At 44.2% G+C, this 16,868-nt stretch carries 19 protein-coding genes and 3 tRNA genes; 15 read left to right on the top strand and 7 right to left on the bottom strand.

What is annotated here, in order from left to right:
- Positions 1 to 27: 27 nt before the first annotated feature.
- Positions 28 to 1,950, top strand: a complete 1,923-nt coding sequence (locus tag MWG72_RS01170) for a DNA primase (RefSeq protein ID WP_004645776.1) — start codon at positions 28 to 30, stop codon at positions 1,948 to 1,950.
- A 139-nt stretch (positions 1,951 to 2,089) separates the two neighbouring features.
- On the opposite strand, the gene hemA is transcribed toward MWG72_RS01170, so the two are convergent.
- A complete protein-coding gene (gene hemA, locus MWG72_RS01165; RefSeq protein ID WP_005247745.1) occupies positions 2,090 to 3,379 on the bottom strand; it encodes a glutamyl-tRNA reductase in 1,290 nt (429 codons plus the stop codon).
- A gap of 79 nt (positions 3,380 to 3,458) precedes the next feature.
- On the opposite strand from hemA, the gene MWG72_RS01160 reads away from it, so the two are divergent.
- From MWG72_RS01160 to panD, 10 genes are all read left to right on the top strand, one after another.
- Positions 3,459 to 5,171 carry a tetratricopeptide repeat protein gene (locus MWG72_RS01160; RefSeq protein ID WP_247143061.1) on the top strand — a complete coding sequence of 571 codons (1,713 nt, stop codon included), beginning with the start codon at positions 3,459 to 3,461 and terminating at the stop codon, positions 5,169 to 5,171.
- Positions 5,172 to 5,178: 7 nt separating this feature from the next.
- Entirely contained in the window at positions 5,179 to 5,757 is a 579-nt protein-coding gene (lolB, locus tag MWG72_RS01155) for a lipoprotein insertase outer membrane protein LolB (protein WP_121979624.1), read from the top strand.
- Between the two features lie 21 nt (positions 5,758 to 5,778).
- Positions 5,779 to 6,606, top strand: a complete 828-nt coding sequence (gene ispE / locus MWG72_RS01150; RefSeq protein WP_247143083.1) for a 4-(cytidine 5'-diphospho)-2-C-methyl-D-erythritol kinase — start codon at positions 5,779 to 5,781, stop codon at positions 6,604 to 6,606.
- A 2-nt stretch (positions 6,607 to 6,608) separates the two neighbouring features.
- Positions 6,609 to 6,683: transfer RNA gene (locus MWG72_RS01145), tRNA-Gln, on the top strand.
- Positions 6,684 to 6,701: 18 nt separating this feature from the next.
- A tRNA-Gln gene (locus MWG72_RS01140) sits at positions 6,702 to 6,776 on the top strand.
- Positions 6,777 to 6,868: 92 nt separating this feature from the next.
- Positions 6,869 to 6,943: transfer RNA gene (locus tag MWG72_RS01135), tRNA-Gln, on the top strand.
- A 36-nt stretch (positions 6,944 to 6,979) separates the two neighbouring features.
- On the top strand, positions 6,980 to 7,933 hold the full coding sequence (locus MWG72_RS01130; RefSeq protein WP_004280601.1) for a ribose-phosphate pyrophosphokinase: 954 nt from the start codon (positions 6,980 to 6,982) through the stop codon (positions 7,931 to 7,933).
- Positions 7,934 to 8,031: 98 nt separating this feature from the next.
- Complete coding sequence (rplY, locus tag MWG72_RS01125) at positions 8,032 to 8,328, top strand: 50S ribosomal protein L25 (RefSeq protein WP_004645781.1); 297 nt, start codon at positions 8,032 to 8,034, stop codon at positions 8,326 to 8,328.
- A gap of 18 nt (positions 8,329 to 8,346) precedes the next feature.
- Entirely contained in the window at positions 8,347 to 8,928 is a 582-nt protein-coding gene (pth, locus tag MWG72_RS01120; RefSeq protein WP_004645783.1) for an aminoacyl-tRNA hydrolase, read from the top strand.
- Between the two features lie 144 nt (positions 8,929 to 9,072).
- A complete protein-coding gene (gene panD / locus MWG72_RS01115; RefSeq protein WP_004280606.1) occupies positions 9,073 to 9,453 on the top strand; it encodes an aspartate 1-decarboxylase in 381 nt (126 codons plus the stop codon).
- A gap of 68 nt (positions 9,454 to 9,521) precedes the next feature.
- Here the strand turns inward: panD and MWG72_RS01110 are convergent, their stop codons facing one another.
- The 4 genes from MWG72_RS01110 to MWG72_RS01095 all read right to left on the bottom strand — a co-directional run bounded on the left by MWG72_RS01110 (position 9,522) and on the right by MWG72_RS01095 (position 13,126).
- Positions 9,522 to 10,088, bottom strand: a complete 567-nt coding sequence (locus tag MWG72_RS01110; protein ID WP_247143082.1) for a GDYXXLXY domain-containing protein — start codon at positions 10,086 to 10,088, stop codon at positions 9,522 to 9,524.
- Complete coding sequence (locus MWG72_RS01105) at positions 10,088 to 11,893, bottom strand: DUF2157 domain-containing protein (RefSeq protein WP_247143060.1); 1,806 nt, start codon at positions 11,891 to 11,893, stop codon at positions 10,088 to 10,090. Before MWG72_RS01105 ends, MWG72_RS01110 begins: the two co-directional genes overlap by 1 nt.
- A gap of 90 nt (positions 11,894 to 11,983) precedes the next feature.
- Positions 11,984 to 12,595, bottom strand: a complete 612-nt coding sequence (locus MWG72_RS01100; protein WP_247143059.1) for a LysE family translocator — start codon at positions 12,593 to 12,595, stop codon at positions 11,984 to 11,986.
- A gap of 45 nt (positions 12,596 to 12,640) precedes the next feature.
- Complete coding sequence (locus MWG72_RS01095) at positions 12,641 to 13,126, bottom strand: DUF1289 domain-containing protein (protein WP_247143081.1); 486 nt, start codon at positions 13,124 to 13,126, stop codon at positions 12,641 to 12,643.
- Positions 13,127 to 13,315: 189 nt separating this feature from the next.
- Here MWG72_RS01095 and trhO point away from each other — a divergent pair, with 189 nt between their 5' ends.
- The 4 genes from trhO to MWG72_RS01075 all read left to right on the top strand — a co-directional run bounded on the left by trhO (position 13,316) and on the right by MWG72_RS01075 (position 15,900).
- The gene (trhO, locus tag MWG72_RS01090; RefSeq protein ID WP_004645789.1) at positions 13,316 to 14,248 is read left to right on the top strand and encodes an oxygen-dependent tRNA uridine(34) hydroxylase TrhO; all 933 of its coding nucleotides are present in this window, start codon (positions 13,316 to 13,318) and stop codon (positions 14,246 to 14,248) included.
- Between the two features lie 206 nt (positions 14,249 to 14,454).
- Positions 14,455 to 14,733 carry a hypothetical protein gene (locus tag MWG72_RS01085; protein ID WP_005103989.1) on the top strand — a complete coding sequence of 93 codons (279 nt, stop codon included), beginning with the start codon at positions 14,455 to 14,457 and terminating at the stop codon, positions 14,731 to 14,733.
- An 87-nt stretch (positions 14,734 to 14,820) separates the two neighbouring features.
- A complete protein-coding gene (locus MWG72_RS01080; RefSeq protein WP_005103990.1) occupies positions 14,821 to 15,438 on the top strand; it encodes a DedA family protein in 618 nt (205 codons plus the stop codon).
- 27 nt (positions 15,439 to 15,465) lie between these two features.
- Positions 15,466 to 15,900 carry an ABZJ_00895 family protein gene (locus MWG72_RS01075; protein ID WP_213687555.1) on the top strand — a complete coding sequence of 145 codons (435 nt, stop codon included), beginning with the start codon at positions 15,466 to 15,468 and terminating at the stop codon, positions 15,898 to 15,900.
- A gap of 61 nt (positions 15,901 to 15,961) precedes the next feature.
- On the opposite strand, the gene MWG72_RS01070 is transcribed toward MWG72_RS01075, so the two are convergent.
- Both MWG72_RS01070 and MWG72_RS01065 read right to left on the bottom strand, forming a co-directional pair.
- Positions 15,962 to 16,486 carry a YecA/YgfB family protein gene (locus MWG72_RS01070; protein WP_004280621.1) on the bottom strand — a complete coding sequence of 175 codons (525 nt, stop codon included), beginning with the start codon at positions 16,484 to 16,486 and terminating at the stop codon, positions 15,962 to 15,964.
- Between the two features lie 71 nt (positions 16,487 to 16,557).
- Entirely contained in the window at positions 16,558 to 16,764 is a 207-nt protein-coding gene (locus tag MWG72_RS01065) for a PA3496 family putative envelope integrity protein (protein ID WP_004280622.1), read from the bottom strand.
- Positions 16,765 to 16,868 lie beyond the last annotated feature (104 nt).

Below are 16,868 nucleotides of genomic sequence, written 5' to 3'. Positions count from 1 at the left end.
ATTCCAGCACGAGAAGCTCAGCAGACCATGGCCATTCCTCAACATACGATTGATCAGATTCTCGATCGCACCGATATTGTCGATGTGATTGGTCAATTCGTAAAACTGAAAAAAACAGGCCGTACCTATTCAGGCTGCTGCCCTTTTCATCAGGAAAAATCACCGTCTTTCCACGTCTATCGTGACAAACAGTATTTTCACTGTTTTGGCTGTCAAGCCAACGGTAATGCCATCCGTTTTTTAATGGACATTGGCAGCCGTAATTTTGTCGAAGTGATGAAAGACCTGTCCAGCCAGACGGGCATCGAACTGCCTAAAGACAATACTGATTCCAATAAATTAAAATATAAACGTGAAGCAGCCAAACCCAAAATCGTGCCTGCTCAAACTGCACCACAAACTCAGCCGCAACAGAATAACGCTCCAACAGAAAATAATAATGCTGCATCTACGGCGAGTTTCGATCCATTTGCAGAGTTTCAGACAGTCGAACAGGATTTTTATGGTGACCCTTTTGCTTCTTTTGAACACCTACCGATGGCGGAAGTTCAGCAAGACGGTAACCTCTACGACCTGCTAGAAAATATCGCGCAGTTCTATGAGCGCCAACTCCCAAATAGCCCGAGTGCCCAGCAATACTTCAAGCAGCGTGGTCTGACTGCAGAGACCATTGCCTATTGGCGCTTAGGCTATGCGCCTGAAGACTGGCAACATCTGGAAAAAGCCTTTCCTCAGGATATTGAGGGCTTAAAACTTTTAGGTCTGATTCGCACCAGCGACAGTGGCCGTGATTTTGACCTGCTGCGTGAACGAGTCATTTTCCCGATCCGTGATACCAAGGGCCGTGTGGTCGGCTTTGGCGGCCGTGCCCTGAATGACGAGATCAAGCCGAAATACATCAACTCGCCAGATTCTGAAGTCTTCCATAAAAACCAGTTGCTGTACGGCCTCTATGAGGGCCGCAAACAGAAAGCCCAAGAATGGCTGATGGTCGAAGGCTATATGGATGTGATTGCGCTTCAGCAATATGGCATTCATGGCGCAGTGGCGACTTTAGGCACAGCGAGTAATACCGACCACCTGAATATTCTGTTCAAGCAGAGCAACCGGCTGACCATTGCCTTTGATGGGGATGCTGCCGGTCAAAAAGCAGCGCGCCGTACCTTGGACATTGCCCTGCCCCTGCTGAATGATGGCCGAGAGCTGAAGTTCTTTGTTTTGCCCGCTGACCATGACCCAGATTCATTGATCCGCCGTGAAGGGATAGAAAACTTCAGACGCTTGCTGGATCAGGCACCGTTGATGTCGGACTTCGTGTTTGCCCATCTGACCCAAAATCAGGATATCACCACACCTGAAGGCAAGAGTCAGGTTATGGGTGAACTAAAAAATCTGACCGAGTTACTGCCCAAACACGGCTCCTTCCGTTATCTGCTGCAGCAATTTTTCCGCGAAAAACTGGGCTTTAATCGTAAATGGCAACCTAAGGTCAATACAGATGCATCTTTAAGCTTTAGTACCAAAATTGATGCTGAAGAATATGTGATTGCGATCTTGATGAATCATCCTTATCTGTATATTCATTTTGAACCACTGCGCGCGCTAGTAGCGGAAGATCAGTTGCTGTTTAAGATTTTGAATATTCTGAATGTGATTTTTGATGACTTGCCGGATGATCCTGAACTGTCGATCTATTATGTGCTCGGTGCCTGCGCAGCCCATCATCATGAACTGCAGCATATTCTGCAGCATGCCAATGTCAGCGATTACACCTCATCGCCGGAACAGGCCGATAAGCTCGCGGCTGATTTTTCAACCAAGCTGCAATATCAGTGTTTAAAAAACAAGATTAAATCCAAGAAATTTAACAGTATTGCAGAAATGAAAAACCTGAAAATGCAGATTTATGAGATTGACCGCAAACGCTCAATGACCCTGTTAGAAGATTAATTTCTCAAATTATTGATTCTTTTGAATCCAATGAAGTCACTGCTAGCTCACATTATTATTTATAATTTTCTCAAATAATCAGGCTGGGTTTTATGTTGAAGTACAAATCAGCAAAGAACCAAGCTTCTCATCATGCTGATTAAAACGAATGCCTGGATTTACGACGCTTCGCGACTACATTGCCCAGTTCTTCCTGTAACAGCTCAAAATAGGTAGGATCTTCCGCTTTGGCCGCCTCACGCAGCACAATAGAAGTTGGATGCAACAGTTTTTGGGTTAAACGATGTGAAAACTCGGCCAGTACCGTTTCCGCCTTTTCGCCCTTGGCAATACGCTGCATTGCCAGTGACAATTCTTCCTGACGTAATGTTTCCCCGTGGTCACGATAGGCATGAATGGTCGCCCCGGCCTGTTTGACCTTTTGCTGGGTCATCAGTTCTGTAGCCAGCTGATTGACCATGATCTCAGCCTCAACAGCCGCTTGACGGCGCTGTGCCAGATTTTCCTCAATCACGCTTTGCAGGTCATCGACCCCATACAGATAAACCCCGTCCAGGCTTTCTACTTTGGCATCAATATCGCGTGGCACTGCCAGATCGACCAGCAGCATCTGCTGGTAACGGCGTTTCTTTAATGCTGCCTTGATATCAGGATAGTGAATCACCTGATGCAAACTGCCGGTACAACTGGAAATGACATCGGCACGATGCAGATTTTCTGCAAGCTGATCAAAATCTATAATTTCGACTTCAACTCGATGTGCAATTTCCTGTGCCAGAATATCCGCACGCTCGCGGGTACGGTTACAGATGATGATCTTGCCCACACCCATTTCTGCAAGATGCTTAGCCACCAGACTGTTCATCTCTCCAGCTGCCACCACCATAATGGTCAGCTTGTCCGGGTGACTAAACACTTGCAAGGCAAGTTGTGCTACCGCATAGCCCATCGAGACCGCATGACTACCGACAGCCGTTTCCGAACGCACACGTTTAGCGGCATAAAAAGCATATTCAAAAATGCGGTTCAGGTTTTGCGAAACGGTATGAGAGTCTTTGGCCAGAGAAAGTGCGGTTTTGACCTGCCCCAGAATTTGTGGTTCACCTAGCATCAGTGAATCCAGACCACTGGCAACACGCATCAGATGCGTCACCGCTTGAGCATTTTCATAACGATAGACATGATGTTGCAGTTGTTTGACATCCACCCCATTTTTCTGGGCGAGCCAGTTCAGCACCATGTCAGCATTGTCAGACATGGCGTAAACTTCGGTCCGGTTACATGTAGACACCACCACCATGTCGTTCAGTTCAGGGTGTTGGCTTTGCTCGGCAAGAATGGCACTTAACTTTTCAGGGTTAAACGCCACTTGTTCGCGCAGTTCTACAGAGGCAGTTTGATGGTTGACACCCAATGCAAAGAAAGACATATCAGGTCATCATTTCACTAAATTTATGCTATTGTGCAACATCGGTGTCATAAAAAGCATTACTTGGATCAATAAAAAATTGCGTCAAACAATTAGCCGTATCAACGGCCCTACAATTAAGCAATATTCTACCACATTCCTACTGGTGGGTAGCATGGCTTCGACTGCGCATCTTTATGCAGCGGAAGCAGTTTACCATGCAAATCAAAATTATGATGCGATAAAACAAAGTATGATGGCTGAGTTTGCCATCGCTGCACATGACATTCCGACTGCTTTGCACAACTATACGGTGCTGGCGATCAAGAGCAATTCCACTTCAGTCAAGCAGCGTGCACTGAATGTCGCGCTGGAACATGATGACCTACAGGCAGCACTAGATATCTCCACGCACTGGGTGGTACAAGAGCCACAAGACGTCCCTGCTTTATTTTATTTATCACATATTGCCCTTAAAGCGCATGAATATGAGCTGGCTGCTGAGACCTTAGAAAAAATCCTGCAAATTGATGACAGTGCCGATCTGGAAGAAATTCTCGCCGGAATTTCACCGGAAGGCACAGAGGATCGTACTTATCTGATTCAGGCCTTAAGCACCACTAAAGCCAAGGACAATCCATCTATTCTGGTGCTAGTGGCCGGTCTGGAAGCACAAAATGGTCAGCTTGAACAGGCTTTAAATACAGTTAACCGCGCCTTAAAAAAACGTCCGAATGCGACCGGCTATATCCTGATGAAGGCCAATCTGCTCAATGCACTCGGCGATACTCAGGCGACACTGCAATGGTATGAAAAATCCAGCCGTAAACACCGCAATAATCTGGATGTACGTCTGTCCGAAGTCAAATATCTGGTCAAGCTGAACGAAGCGACTTTGGCGCTAAAAAAACTGCAAGACATTCTAAAAAAATGGCCGACTGCCGAAGAAGCCCTGTTTATTGCCGGACTAACCAGTATCGACCTGGAAGAATACGAGAAAGCCGAAAAATATCTGGTCGAACTGCGTTATTCTGCGCAGTATCAAAATGAAGCTTATTATTATCTGGCGGTCAATGCAGAACGCAAACAGCATTATGAAACGGCTAAAGCCTATTATCGTCTGGTCGATGGCAGTCTTTACACCGTCTCACGTCGCAACATGATCTCGATTTTCGCCCAGCAGGATAAGCTGCATGATGCGCTGCGTTTCTTAACCCAGGAAAGGGTGAATTATCCACAACATGCCAGCTTCCTCTATCTAGCTCAGGCGGATATTTTGACGCGCATGCAGAATAAAAAAGCTGCGATTCGCCTGTTGGAAGAAGCCAGCAAAAACCTGCCGGATGACCCTGAACTGGTCTATTCGCAAGTTCTGTTGCTGGATCCCCATCAGGATCGCGTCAAGCTGGATGAACTACTTAGCACTTTACTTAAAATTGAACCGAACAGTCCGACCTATCTGAATGCCTATGCCTATACCCTGGCGATGCAGAACCGTCGTCTCGAAGAAGCACGCCGCTATGTCGAACAGGCACTGGAATATGCACCGGAACAGGCATCCATTCTGGATACCTATGGTTATATCTGTTATTTACAGAATGACTTCGCCACAGCTGCGGACGTGTTATACAAAGCTTATCAGTTGAATCCGAATGTGAAGATTGGCGTGCGTTATGCCCGTTCCTTGTACATGAAAGGTGATCTACAACAATTCCACCAAGTGTTACAACAATTACAACAAAACCATCCAAATGACCCAGAATTGAAACAACTTAATTCGCTATTGTTAGCACCACAAACCAAAACGAGTTAATTAATTTATGCGCAATTTGAGCCAATTGGGCTGCTGTGCCTTTGCAGCCACTGCTTTATTTTTAACTGGCTGTCAGCAGATGATCAAGCCTCAAGCGCCTGCCACCCCGTCTGTACAGGCAGAGAATCAATTTCAGCTGCAAGGTAAAATTGGCGTTCGTACCCCTCAACAGACTGGCAGCGCATTCTTTACCTGGGTACAACAGCAGGAAGAATTCGATATTGAGCTCAGCGGTATCTTAGGCGTCGGTAAAACCCAGATTTCTGGCACACCGGGACAAGTGACCTTAAACAGCGCAAAAACCGGTGTGATTCAGGCAGCCAGTGCCGAAGAATTACTGCAACGTGCAACCGGCTGGCAAGCGCCGATCAGTTATTTAGTCGATTGGGTACAAGCCCGCCCTGCTACCACGACTGCCAAATTACAAAAAGACGATACACAGCGAATTAACCAGATTATCGAACAGGGCTGGACGGTCGATCTCAATTATAATGCGCAGGCCAAAATGCCAAACCGTTTGATTTTAAAGCAGTCACTTGAAAATGGTGCGGAAAACCGTATTACAATGATCATTGAAAACCGTTAATTGACCTGATTCCAGCCCATGATAATTCGTGTTCCTTCGCCTGCTAAACTGAATTTGTTTTTACATATTACCGGTCGCCGTGAAAATGGCTATCATGAACTGCAAAGTATTTTTCAGTTGATTGACCTGTATGACTGGCTGGAGTTTGAACAAAGCGCTGATGATGCGATTCAGATAGAAGGTTTGGCCTCAGTCGATCTGCAACAGAATTTAATCTATCGGGCGATACAATTATTGAAGCCCTATGCCAAAACGCCGTGCGGACTAAAAATTCGTCTGGAAAAAAATATCCCGATGGGTGCAGGTCTGGGTGGAGGGTCTTCCAATGCAGCGACGACCCTGATTGTGATAAACCAGCTCTGGCAGTGCGATTTAAATATTGAGCAACTGGCAGATCTCGGGGTTAAACTGGGTGCAGATGTGCCGATATTTGTGCATGGTAAAAATGCTTGGGCTGAAGGCATTGGTGAACACTTAACATTCATAGACTTAGATCAAAAAAAATTCATTGTGTTAAAACCTGATTGTTTTATCAGCACTCAACTGCTTTTTTCGCAAAAAGCATTGACAAGAGACACGAAGAGCACTAAATTTTGCGCCTATCAGGAAACGCCATCTGATTTTGGAAATAACTTTGAGCCACTGGCAAGAAGCTTATATCCTGAAGTCGATGAAGCAATGCAATATCTCGACCAGTTCGGTAGAGCAAAGCTTACAGGTACAGGTGCTTGTGTGTTTATTGAAGTCACTGACAATCTGAATATCGAAGATATTCTTGCAAATGCACCATGTAAAGCTTACCTGGTCAACAGTTTACAAGAATCACCTTTAGTTCAGTTTAAAGTGTAGATAGGGGTATCGCCAAGTGGTAAGGCACCGGGTTTTGATCTCGGCATCCGTTGGTTCGAATCCAGCTACCCCTGCCATCTTACAGTCATCAAATTAGGGGCGTCGCCAAGTGGTAAGGCACCGGGTTTTGATCTCGGCATCCGTTGGTTCGAATCCAGCCGCCCCTGCCATTTTCTCGAAAAAAGACAGAACACTCATTTGCTGTAAGACTGTTAATTTACCTTGACACTTTACCGCAAAAATATTAAAGTTCTGCCGCATTAGGGGTATCGCCAAGTGGTAAGGCACCGGGTTTTGATCTCGGCATCCGTTGGTTCGAATCCAGCTACCCCTGCCATCTATTCCCATATATCCCAACCGCCAAGGGTGCTTCATGCCCAATCTTGTCGTTTTTAGTGGATCTGCGCATCCACAATTCGCTCAAAAAGTCGTAAGTCACTTACATATTCCTCTAGGCGCTGCCTCTGTAGGTCAGTTCTCTGATGGTGAAATTGCTGTCGAGATTACTGAAAACGTTCGTGGTAAAGACGTATTTATCGTACAACCTACTTGTGCCCCAACTAACGATAACCTGATGGAAATCTTGGTGATGGCTGATGCTTTGCGTCGTGCAAGTGCGGGTCGTATTACTGCCGTGATTCCTTATTTTGGTTATGCTCGTCAAGACCGTCGTCCACGTTCAGCACGTGTTCCAATTACTGCAAAAGTTGTAGCAGACATGCTCACTACTGTAGGCGTTGACCGTGTTGTGATGATCGACTTGCACGCTGACCAGATCCAAGGCTTCTTCGATATCCCTGTAGACAACATCTACGGTACACCAGCGCTACTTGCTGACTTGCGTCAACAGTCGCATCACAACCTGATGGTGGTTTCACCTGACGTAGGTGGTGTAGTGCGTGCACGTGCTGTTGCGAAACAAATGGGCGATATCGATCTTGCAATCATCGATAAGCGTCGTCAAAAAGCGAATGAATCACAAGTGATGCATTTGATTGGCGATGTAAAAGATCGTGATTGTGTCATTGTTGATGACATGGTAGATACTGCTGGTACGCTATGCAAAGCTGCTGATGCATTGAAAACTTTCGGTGCTCGCAAGGTTGTTGCGTATGCAACGCATCCAGTACTTTCTGGTAAAGCGATTGAAAACTTAAAGAATTCTGTGATTGATGAACTGGTTGTGACTGATACCATTCCTCTTTCTGATGAAGCTTTAGCACTGGGCAAGATTCGCCAGGTTTCAGTAGCCAGTATGGTTGCCGAAACGATTCGTCGTATTAACAACGAAGAATCTATTAGCGCAATGTTCGATTCTTATCTATAATAGAGCGCTGAATTTTCAAAGCCCTGCCATTTGGTAGGGCTTTTACTCACCAGACTGGTCGCAAGTCTGGTTCATTTAACTTAAATAGGATGTCTATCATGGCAAACTTCGTATTAAACGCAGCAGCACGTGAAGAAGCAGTTCAAGGGAAAGGTGCGAGCCGCCGCCTTCGTCTTCAAGCTAAAGTTCCTGCAATCATCTACGGTGGTGAAGCTGCTCCTGTAGCAATTACTGTTGAGCTTCGTCAGCTTGTTAAATTCTTAGAAAACAATTCATTCTTTGAAGAAGTTATCGAAATTGATGTAGACGGTAAAGTTGAAAGCGTGAAAATCCAAGCGTTACAACGTCACCCAGCTAAAAACACACCAATGCACGCTGACTTCAAACGCGCATAAGTGTTAATGGTGTAATTAGTGTCAAATATTTCACTGATTGTTGGTTTGGGTAACCCAGGTTCTGAGTATGCCCAAACCCGCCATAATGCAGGCTTCTGGTTCGTAGAACGCCTTGCAGACCAATATGGCATTACCCTCAAAAAAGACCCGAAATTCAACGGATTTAGCGGTCGTGGCAATATCGAAGGTCAAGACGTCCGTCTTCTTCTACCGACAACCTTTATGAACCTTTCCGGCAAAAGTGTTGTTCCTTTCGCCAAATTTTACAATATCGCACCTGAATCGATCCTGATTGCCCATGATGAACTGGACATGAATCCCGGTGTCATTCGCCTGAAAACTGGCGGTGGTCACGGTGGTCATAATGGTCTACGCGATATCGTGCCGCATATTGGTTCAAACTTCCATCGCCTGCGTATTGGAATTGGTCATCCTGGTGCCAAAGACCGTGTTTCCGGTCATGTGCTCAGTAAAGCACCTAGCAGCGAACAGAATTTAATGGATGATGCAATTTCCCATGCGCTCGCCCGCACAAAAATGCTGGTGAACGGTGAAGTACAGCAAGCCATGAATCAAATCAACGCATATAAGCCGAACTAAACATTCAAAAATTGCTGGACAATTCCGCTTGCCAGAAAGTTTATTTAAGCGCAAAATGCGTTTGCTCGATTGTTCACCATACAGCAAGCAAGATTGATTTAACCAAATGATCAAACTCTTAGGTCAACTCAGGGGACGCTAGCCATGCTATCTCGTTTATTAAAATGCAAAATTCACCGCGCTCACGTTACACATGCAGAACTACACTATGAAGGTTCATGTGCAATTGATGGCGTTTTGATGGATTTGGCTGGCATTCGTGAATACGAAGAAATTCATGTGTGGAACGTGACCAATGGTAAACGTTTTGCAACTTATGCAATTCGTGGCGAAGACAATTCAGGCATCATTTCAGTCAATGGTGGCGCTGCGCATCAAGCCGATGTAGGCGATATCGTGATTATTGCAACCTTTGGCGATTTCACTGAAGCTGAAGCGAATGCCCATCAGCCTCGCTTGGTTTATGCTAACCCAAATAATACAGTCAGCCACACCGCCAACTGTATTCCGGTACAAGTCGCATAATCTGATCAGACCAGATACCCAAAAGCTCGCACATTGCGGGCTTTTTTAATACCCGAATATTGACCTATTTAACTGCCCTCTCGCCAGCTTTTAGAGCTTTCACAGTTTAAGGGTTTTAATTGTTGATCCAGCAAATCAAATAACAAGGCCTTGCCATTTTCCTTCACCTTCAGCTCTGCAAATTTGGCGTTACGATAACAAGGCTCCAGACCCTCGGGGAACATGAAACTGTTAGCAGCAGGATACAAAGCCTCAAAAGTATTGCGTGGGTTTTTCAGCATTAATCGGGCTACACGTTCCGATTGATTGAGTGCACTTCGATCAAAACTGGTTTTAATAACTCTGCGCTGCTGCTCCAGCTGCACATAACTCATTACATGTGATTGATTTTTAAAATCTTCAATCTTTATGTCAGAAACAGGCTGTTCGGAACCATTCCCCGCTGCCACTGCGCTAAAATGCAGATCATAGTTCAGTACCATATAATCCCCTTGCAGGATCGAACGCGGATCGACTGGTGCCAACTCGACAAAGATACTGTCGCTTTTGGCCAGATGCCATTCATGCTGGACAATTAAACCTACGAATAAAGCAATACTAAAAATACTCAGGTGCAGCCCCATAAACTTTTTCATCATGAGACCACTCCTGCTTTCAGCTGGAACTTCGGTGAACTCAACACATAAGCCAAAAGCAACACCAGCACACCTGAGGCAAAAATACTGACACTTTTAAATAAAAAACTTAGTCCCAGATTGTAATACAGCAGCCATAACCAGAAGATCAGTAGCAAAATGCTCAAGGCTTGCATCAATCGTTGTTGATTCACCATGGCCCAAGCCATAAACACTAAAATGATAAAAATTTCAAAGTAACCCAATGCAATCAGCAGAATTCCCGCAGCAGGAATCAGCCAGAGTTGAATTCGTGAAAATTGCTTGAGATGAATCCCGACAAAACTCAATAGCCAGAAAGCTGGCAAAATATAGAAAATCATGGCTTCATCTATACCATGTGGCTGCAATTGCTGAGCCACACCAAATTGCAGTAAACATTGAAAAATAGCCGTCACCACCAAAATACTAATCATCCATAAATTCATGCTTTTGGCATAAGCTGAAGCGAGCCAGTATCTCGCAGTAAGCAAAGCTCCTGTCAGAATGCTGTAATTCAGCAGCATGATCCACGTCAGCAGGCGCTGATCCTGAAAAAATGCATGTTGCTCGACCAGAACTGCAATTCCCAGTATATGTGCAAGTAACAACTGCAACAGCACCACCAGCCAATGCATACGACTCATGATAGTCAGCAGCGTAATGCCGACTTGTATCAGCCAAATCAGTAATAGGCTCTCTGTGAGTAATTGGGTATGAATCAATACCGCGGCCTGACCGCACACCCACAAACAATAAGCCAATTGCCGCAGAAAAACTGAGGGCTTGCTACGAATCAACCACCAGGCGACTGCGATAAAAATGACTCCCATCAGAATCGAAAAATTTCCCCAATAGGTCAGCAACAGCATGGCCAAGATCACACCAGCAATCCATGCGCCCAAGGCCAATGGAATGACCGAAAACCGGCTCTTGGGCAACAGCTTGATCAGCAAACCTGTAATAGCTGCAAACCAACTGAATATCAACAAAGCCAATACCAATAAGCCGGCGGCTGAATCCTGTAAATATTGCTCAGTGAGATCAAAAATCAGAATACTAAAACTCAGTGCCAGTCCTGCAATCAGTAAGCTGGTTTCAAGCTGTTGCTTTCGGGTATAGAAATAAGCACTGAATAAAATAGGCAGAACCAGCACCGAAGCCAAATACCAGATCGAATCCGAGTCGACAAACCGGAACATACTCACTACCGAAATGAGTACCACGATGGCGATAAACAGATAGCGCAAAACCGGATAATAACGTAAGGCATAGATCATACTTAGCCCGGTCAAAAGATTCAGACTGAGCAGATAAAGAGTTTCAGCACGCACCAACCAAAAGCTTTGTTTAAAATAAAAATACAGCGCCAGCTGACTGACCACACAAAATAATGCAAAGATCCCAATATTCGGCCGATACAGCCACGGCAGTAGCAGTAAAGCCCAAAGCAGAAATAACTGATAACTGTCAGCACCGGTCTGATAAATCTGTCCAATCACGGCCAGACTTAAGCCGAGCATTAGACCCGATACAGTATCCAGACTTTGTCTTAACTTTTCCCGTGCCGCGAAACGCACACTCAACAATGCCGAACCCAGCAATAAAATTTGAGGAATAAACAGCTGGACAAACTTGGGCAACATCCACCAGTTTGCTGCCAGCAGATACACGATACTGACAGCGATCAGCGCCAGCCCAATGATTTGAAGAATTTGAATCACAGCAGGTTGAATAAATAACAGCGGGGAAAATGGACGATCTGGCGATGGTACTGTTCTGGACATGCTAATCTGTTCAATTTTTATTTGATTTCACCTTAGCATGATTTTTGCAGGATATGCCAGGCAGGAACAGTCCAAGTATGCTGTACATTTTTAAATCAGGATTTGATAAATTCCGTACCCTGCAATCATGAGCAGAATCATGCCGCACAATGCCAGCAAATGTGGATAGAGTCGAGAATGGGATAAGTGGTTGAAACCCAAATACACCACAGACAAAGTCAGAAAATCCAGGAGAATCCAGCTCAAAGTCAAAATAATTAAACTTAAATCAAGATCAGGAGTAATCCCGATAAACTGCGGGAAAAAAGCCGCAAAGAAAATAATGTCCTTCGGATTAGAAATACCAACCAAAAAACCTTGTCGAAAACCACCATGCACAGGAACTAGATTCTCCTGAGCTTGCTCCTGCTGCTTAAAAATAACTTCACGGAAAATCTGCCAGCCCAGATAGCCAATATATAAACAGCCCAGCAGCTTGATCGCATCCAGCCATTGCGCATTGATAACCAGCAAACCTTTCAAACTTAATATAGATAAAGCAATTAAAACTAGGGAGGCAAAATTGGTACCAAAAATGGTTCTTAAAGCTGCCGTATAGCCACCTTTTAAACCGGCGCTAGCAACCAGCAACATCACTGGGCCAGGTGTAGCGATCATCACCACAACAGCCAGACAATATAAAAAATATTCACTAATATTCATGCCACCCCTCAGCTATTGTTATTTTTATGCATAAAAAAAGAGGACTTAGTCCTCCTCTTGTATATGAATCAGATGCTGACTGATACCGTCTGCCCGCAGAAAAGCCAGATCATAGCTAGCGGTGGCCAAGGCCAAGATCCGGCGCTCAAACTCATCCCAGAGTGGGCGCACCTGCTTATAATGAATACCCAAACCACTATCGTCGGTAAAATGCCGATTTTTCTCACACAGCTTTAAAGCATGATACAGCTTGCGCCCTTTGGAAGCATCATCACGCAAGCGCACCCGTTTCGACAGTATAAAGGACTGTACCTTGACAAGATCGGCATGCGGTAACAGCGGCAACAGAATCTGATCCAGCTGTGCATCCAGACGCTGCCACACAGCTCGATGCTGCTCAGCACTATACGTATTCCAGTGAATCACTTCATGATTAAAACGGCGGCAACCACGACATACCGCATCACCAAATACGGTCGAGCAACGCCCTGCACATGGGGTTAAAGACGCAATACGACGATCTGAACTCAAAACACACTCCAAAGATACTGCAACTTTCAGTATCTGCATCACTGCACAAAATCCTGGGTCGGGCATGACTATACACGCTCTCCCCCATGAATTGAAGCCTGTTAAAAGACTTGCGTTTTACTCGCTTATTCACTCGAATCAAGCTAAAATATGCGCCTTTCAAATTATCATGCTACGTTGGAGTATTCCATGAACGCTACTGTAGAACAGCTTGCACCTGTAGAACAGCAAGCGACGACTGGTTGGGTTGTTGCCGCACTTTATCAATTCAAAGAAGTTCAAGATCCTGCCGATCTTCAGCAACGTCTTTTGGACCTGGTAAAATCCATCAACCTTTGCGGTACTCTAATTGTGGCAGGTGAAGGCATTAACGGTACGGTTGCAGGCGACCGTGCATCGATTGATCAAATTCACCAGTTCCTTCTAAATGAAGGTTTTAACGAAATGGAATACAAAGAATCTGACAGTTCTGAAAAGCCATTCCGTAAGATGAAAATTAAATTAAAAAAAGAAATCGTGACTTTAGGCGTGGAAGTAAAACCGCGTGATTTAGTCGGTCACTATCTTGATCCAAAAGAATGGAACGAACTGATTGCACGTGATGACGTGATTCTGGTCGATACACGTAACGATTACGAATACAAAGCCGGCACTTTCAAAGGCGCAATTGACCCGAAAACTGAAAGCTTCCGCGAATTCCCTGAATACGTGAAAAATAATCTGGAACAGCACAAAGACAAGAAGATTGCGATGTTCTGTACAGGTGGTATTCGTTGTGAAAAATCAACCTCTTTACTTCTTCAAGAAGGCTTCACTGAAGTTTATCACCTGAAAGGCGGTATTTTGAAATACCTGGAAGAAACCCCGGCTGAAGAAAGCATGTGGGAAGGTGAATGCTTCGTGTTTGATGGTCGTACTGCCGTAACGCACGGTGTTGAAGAAGGCCAAAATACCAAGTGTCATGCGTGTGGCTGGCCTTTACTTCCAGAAGAAGTTGCCCTCCCAAGTTATGAACATGGTGTCTCTTGTGTGTACTGTATTGACAAAACCTCGGAGAAACAAAAAGAAGGTTTCCGTATGCGTCAATCACAAATTTTAGCAGCAAAACGCAAACGCCTCTAATTTGGCCTTTTGTAATGAAATATATAAAAACCCTCTCCGGAGGGTTTTTTGTTTACATAAAAATCACAACAGTAATAAAACTCTTACCAATTCCTTACCAAGAACCTCATTTTTTTCCAAACAAGATTGTTAGTCTAATGATACGGTGATTTACAAGCTAAGTCTTTCATTATTAACTGAAATTTTTACTTGAAAAGGAATATAAAATGGCAGGCTCACTTGCTCGAGATTCAGACAATCTGGTTCAATTTCAACCAAAAGAAAATATAAAGCTGCAACGACTTCATCAAATTTCTGAAGAGCTTGAACAGCAGTCACATCTGTTCGTAGTTATCTTGGGAACCATTATTGGCGCAATCTTGGCGCTGTTCATTGGTTACCATATCAATACCAGCATCATGCATTTTATCCTGTTGAGTATTTTGCCGATCTGCTTGGCCTATTTCTTACGTAAAGTTTATATTTATACCCTGACACATAGCTGATTCTGTCTGATCATTTATATTCCAAGACTTTACCGCACAAAAAATACTGCTTAGGATACAGGCAGTATTTTTTATTTTGCCAATCATATGAATCTGACCGAATGGATTATTTCCGTCATGGAGCAACTGGGCTACTGGGGCATTGCCCTGCTCATGTTCCTGGATAATGTCTTCCCGCCAATCCCTTCCGAAATTATTATGCCTTCCGCGGGCTATTCCGCCTCTCAGGGCGAGTTAATACTCTTCGGGGTCATCATGTCCGGCTGTATCGGCTCTCTACTAGCAGCCGCCTTGCTATACTGGATTGGCTATAAATTTAACCATGATTCTATTTTTAAATTTGTCGATCGTTATGGCAAATATTTATTTATTAAATCAGAGGATGTGAAAAAATCACTCAGTTGGTTTGAGCATTATGGTCACCGGATTGTGTTTTTTGGCCGCATGATTCCTGCCGTCCGCTCGCTGATCAGCATTCCTGCCGGCATGAGTCATATGCCCTTCTGGAAATTTATGTTCTATAGCGCACTTGGAACCATCATCTGGACTACATTTTTGGCCTGTGTCGGATTTTATTTTGGCGAAAACCAGCAGTTGATGCAGCAAATTTTCAGTAAAGTCAGTTATGTGATTATTGCCATTGTTGCGGTAATTATTATCTGGATTTTCTACCGTAGACAGCAGCGTAAAAATCGTCCATCCTGAGGAAGATCCCTTAAGGAGATTAAAACGATGTCGCATTATCTTAAATATTTTGCCACCGTTTATCTGACCTTGGTTCTATTGGTAGGCATATTCATCTATGTATTCAATCTGGGCGCCATTCTGCTGATTCCTGCCCTGATTGCTTCTGCCTTTCTCAGTGCCCGATACTTTGTTAAGAAAGAACTTCGTTTGCCGACTCAGCAAGAGAAAAGCAAACTGGTCTGGGGCTCCACTATTATTGCCATGACATTCGGGTTTATCTTTTTAGTTGTGGTCATTTGGATGAACCCGCAGACAGATGAGATTTATAGAACCATCACCTATACAGGAAGAGGAACAAATTCATTCCTGGTGGCTGCAAGCATTGCCTTACATGCCTTGCTGTTTCATATCGCCTACAATGCTTATGCACGCTATAGTCTGGCGAAGCGTACAGGCTTGAAAGAAAATAGGGTCGAGTAGATCTCAAAGATGCAAAAAGGCCAAAGCTAAAAAAAGCACCCTGCGGTGCTTTTTTTATGAATTATTCTGGAGTGTGATACATCAGATACAATTCATTTAAGTTTTCTGGAATTTCTTCTGCAAGTTCATCCATTAACTGACCATTGCGACGGAAAGTTTCCATTTGTGGATCTTCATCATCAATGCCACTAAAGACCATGATTGGCAGAGTTAAATCCACCAGTTGCTCTTCAAATTCTTCAGTAAACCAAGCGTCTTCGTTCAGGAACATGGCATCTACAAAGCCCACACTCCAGTCACCCAGGCTTGATTCAGTGTCTGCTTCTTCAATTTCAAACGGGAACGTAATCCCTTCTTCATTGGCTAAGCTTTGACGAATAGACTCTAACCATGCTTGCACCTGAGTGATGATTTCTGCAGGCACTTTCTTTTGGTTACTATCAAAAAGTTCGTCTAACCATTTGTCGAATTTTGGGCCTACTGCAATAGCACATAAGAAACCATGGGTTGCCGCGAAATCTAGACCATGTTCATTTTGGTCACCATCTAGATATTCACTCAACAGGTCTAAATCTAAAGCACTCATCTAACATCCAAACTTAGAAAACCGAAAGGTTTAGCATAGCATTTATTCAGACTATGCTAAATCCGAATTCGTTAATCTTCGTCATCAAAATCGTCGTCATCGTCGAAGTCATAGTCAAAATCTTTGAGTTCGCGCTCTAAACGACGTTGGGTCAGTAGATCATCGATCAGACGACGTTTTTCCAACGACTCTTTAGCACTGAGCTTGCTAGAAGCCTCATCGAAATTAACATCATCTTCACCGAAGTTATCATCTAGTTCAAAATCTGTAGAAGACACTAAAACTTCCTCATGAGTGAAAAATGTAAAAGGATTTAAGCGCTATTTATCGTGCCTAAAATAACAAGTCAAGTTTTATTTGGATTTTCGTATTTTTAATTTGT

Origin of the sequence: Acinetobacter lwoffii (assembly GCF_022967985.1) — a bacterium.
Classification (GTDB): domain Bacteria; phylum Pseudomonadota; class Gammaproteobacteria; order Pseudomonadales; family Moraxellaceae; genus Acinetobacter.
This window is presented reverse-complemented; position numbering and strand designations above follow the sequence as displayed.

Bases quoted from the DNA above. Each gene is read 5' to 3' on its own strand.
- MWG72_RS01110 (WP_247143082.1), bottom strand. From the start codon at position 10,088: ATGAAAAAGTTTATGGGGCTGCACCTGAGTATTTTTAGTATTGCTTTA.
- MWG72_RS01080 (WP_005103990.1), top strand. From the start codon at position 14,821: ATGAATCTGACCGAATGGATTATTTCCGTCATGGAGCAACTGGGCTAC.
- MWG72_RS01130 (WP_004280601.1), top strand. From the start codon at position 6,980: ATGCCCAATCTTGTCGTTTTTAGTGGATCTGCGCATCCACAATTCGCT.
- MWG72_RS01085 (WP_005103989.1), top strand. From the start codon at position 14,455: ATGGCAGGCTCACTTGCTCGAGATTCAGACAATCTGGTTCAATTTCAA.
- trhO (WP_004645789.1), top strand. From the start codon at position 13,316: ATGAACGCTACTGTAGAACAGCTTGCACCTGTAGAACAGCAAGCGACG.
- rplY (WP_004645781.1), top strand. From the start codon at position 8,032: ATGGCAAACTTCGTATTAAACGCAGCAGCACGTGAAGAAGCAGTTCAA.
- MWG72_RS01170 (WP_004645776.1), top strand. From the start codon at position 28: ATGGCCATTCCTCAACATACGATTGATCAGATTCTCGATCGCACCGAT.
- MWG72_RS01070 (WP_004280621.1), bottom strand. From the start codon at position 16,486: ATGAGTGCTTTAGATTTAGACCTGTTGAGTGAATATCTAGATGGTGAC.
- MWG72_RS01100 (WP_247143059.1), bottom strand. From the start codon at position 12,595: ATGAATATTAGTGAATATTTTTTATATTGTCTGGCTGTTGTGGTGATG.
- panD (WP_004280606.1), top strand. From the start codon at position 9,073: ATGCTATCTCGTTTATTAAAATGCAAAATTCACCGCGCTCACGTTACA.
- MWG72_RS01105 (WP_247143060.1), bottom strand. From the start codon at position 11,893: ATGTCCAGAACAGTACCATCGCCAGATCGTCCATTTTCCCCGCTGTTA.
- MWG72_RS01075 (WP_213687555.1), top strand. From the start codon at position 15,466: ATGTCGCATTATCTTAAATATTTTGCCACCGTTTATCTGACCTTGGTT.
- hemA (WP_005247745.1), bottom strand. From the start codon at position 3,379: ATGTCTTTCTTTGCATTGGGTGTCAACCATCAAACTGCCTCTGTAGAA.
- lolB (WP_121979624.1), top strand. From the start codon at position 5,179: ATGCGCAATTTGAGCCAATTGGGCTGCTGTGCCTTTGCAGCCACTGCT.